Origin of the sequence: Nocardia sp. NPDC060220, from assembly GCF_042727815.1 — a bacterium.
Taxonomy (GTDB): Bacteria; Actinomycetota; Actinomycetes; order Mycobacteriales; family Mycobacteriaceae; genus Nocardia.
In genome coordinates this window covers 1-2,014 of the sequence record NZ_JBHWZY010001077.1, presented here as the reverse complement: position 1 = coordinate 2,014, position 2,014 = coordinate 1, and the positions used below count along the sequence as shown (strand labels likewise).

Below are 2,014 nucleotides of genomic sequence, written 5' to 3'. Positions count from 1 at the left end.
ACCATTTTGAGCACGCGAATGCCCGCTGGCTCAATAATGACCCAGCGCGCGGGCGCCGTCAATGCCAAGCGCGAATCCGATCGAACAACCTGGTAGAGCCCACGCGCGTCGTGAAATTTCCGGTCGGCGCAGCGACGATCGCGATGGGCGTAAGGCCACGGCAGCCATACCGGACCGCTCGGAATGTGTCCGAGATTGCACACACACCGGGAACAAGCACGCGCGAGCCGCCGGTTATACACCGTATGACGTTCTCCGTACCGGTCCTCGTCCGCGGCTACGAGCTCGACACCCAGGGCCATCTCAATCACGCCGTCTATCACCAGTACGGCGAGCACGCCCGGTGGGAGCTGCTGCGCGCGGCGGGCATCCCGCAGGACAAGTTCATCGCCAGCGGCGTCGGTGCGGTGGTGCTCGAGTCGACCATCAAGTACAAGCGCGAACTGCGCGGTGGCGACGAGGTCACCGTGACTTGCGTGTTCGACTGGAAGGAAGGCGAGAAGGTCTTCCGCTTCCACCACCAGATCATCAAGCTCGACGGAACCGTCGCCGCGGAGATCACCGTCGTGGCGGGCGCGATGGATCTGACAGCCCGCCGGCTCGTCGCGAACCCGGCCGAACATTTCCGCGAGCTCGCCGAGAATCCCGAACTGCTCGGCCTCTAGCGACCACACACGGCGCGGCAGGCACCCTCCAGCACGGACCCGGGGGACGCCTGCCGCGCCGTTGTCATCTGCGTTTGCTGCCGGATTGCCGGTGAGAACACGCTTGCAACATCCGAGTTGTCCGAAATTCTTTCCCGGCAAGGCGATCACGCGCCGCTCGGCGGTTTGCCCGGCACTCCGCAAATCTCGCGAACCGGCTCGGCGGACCACCTGTTCACGTTATGATCCGAAGCACCTTTTGGGGTTCTGGCAAATCGCGAGCAGACGAGAAAGATCGGAGTGAGTGCCCATGACCGACGCCATCCACCTCCCCGCTACCGCGTCGTCCCGAGATCGGGGCCCCGCCTTGCTCGGATTGCTGGTGGCCGAGTCCGAGCGCGACATCTCGGTGCGCGTCGACGGTGGAACCTGGACATTCGACCGCAACGACGTCGTGCGACTCACCGAAGACCGCGTGGGCGCGGGTGAACGTCAGGTACGGGTCGATATCCGTCCCGGCGCCACCGCCGACTTCACCCGACGGATGCGCGTCGATCTGGTCGACCGGCCGATCACCCTCGCACCGGAACCGTCGGAGGCACTGGGCGACGAGCAGCTGGCCCGCGCCACCCGCAGCTGGGCGACGAAATTGCGCATCGCCGAACGAGGTGGTGTCACCGGGGCGACCTTCACCTTCCGCGACGGCATCAACTGCGACAGCCTCGACTGAAACGGCGCGCAAGTGATGGAAGGCGCTACCGACGCCGTGCTCATCGTCTCCGAAGCCGACGACCTGCACGCCGATGCGCTGGCGTCGACCCTGCGAGAACACCACGGGCTCGATCCGATCCGGCTCGACCTGCGCGACTTCCCCACTGAGACAGGGAGTTTCCGGCTCGACAAAGCGGGCACCAACCGCGCGATGTCCCATGTCCACGGGCTCGACGACGTCCGTGCGGTGTGGTGGCGCAGGCCGCACCCGTGCCGGGTGCCCACCGGCGTTCGCGCGGCCGACGACGCGTTCCGCCAGGCCGAGTGTGACGGATTCCTGCAGGGCATGCTGTGGTCGATCCCGGCGTACTGGGTCAACGATCCGGCCGCCGAGCGCACCGCGAGCCGCAAGATCGTCCAGCTCGAAACCGCGCAGCGGGCGGGTTTCACAATCCCGGAAACGCTGGTCACCAACGACCCGGACGAGGCGCGCAGTTTCGTCGAATCCCGGTGCGGGCCAGTGGTGTACAAGCGCACCGGCACGGGCCGTGGCGAATTCTCGGAGACCAGGATCATCACCAGGCCCGAGCTGAACAAGCTCGAGTCGATCCGGTCGACGCCGACCACGTTCCAGGATTACGTGGAGGCCAGCTGCGTTC

3 protein-coding genes are annotated in these 2,014 nt (G+C 66.1%); all 3 read left to right on the top strand.

The window, feature by feature from the left end:
• The first annotated feature begins 245 nt into the window (after positions 1 to 245).
• Positions 246 to 665, top strand: a complete 420-nt coding sequence (locus ACFWF3_RS33785; protein WP_378995312.1) for an acyl-CoA thioesterase — start codon at positions 246 to 248, stop codon at positions 663 to 665.
• Between the two features lie 289 nt (positions 666 to 954).
• Positions 955 to 1,374: a hypothetical protein gene (locus tag ACFWF3_RS33780; protein ID WP_379318047.1), complete on the top strand. Its 420-nt coding sequence runs from the start codon at positions 955 to 957 to the stop codon at positions 1,372 to 1,374.
• A gap of 15 nt (positions 1,375 to 1,389) precedes the next feature.
• Positions 1,390 to 2,014 (top strand): MvdC/MvdD family ATP grasp protein (locus tag ACFWF3_RS33775; protein ID WP_379318045.1); only part of this gene is annotated, 625 nt, incomplete at its 3' end.

Excerpts from the sequence above, each read along its gene's own strand:
- ACFWF3_RS33780 (WP_379318047.1), top strand. The coding sequence starts at position 955 with ATGACCGACGCCATCCACCTCCCCGCTACCGCGTCGTCCCGAGATCGG.
- ACFWF3_RS33785 (WP_378995312.1), top strand. The coding sequence starts at position 246 with ATGACGTTCTCCGTACCGGTCCTCGTCCGCGGCTACGAGCTCGACACC.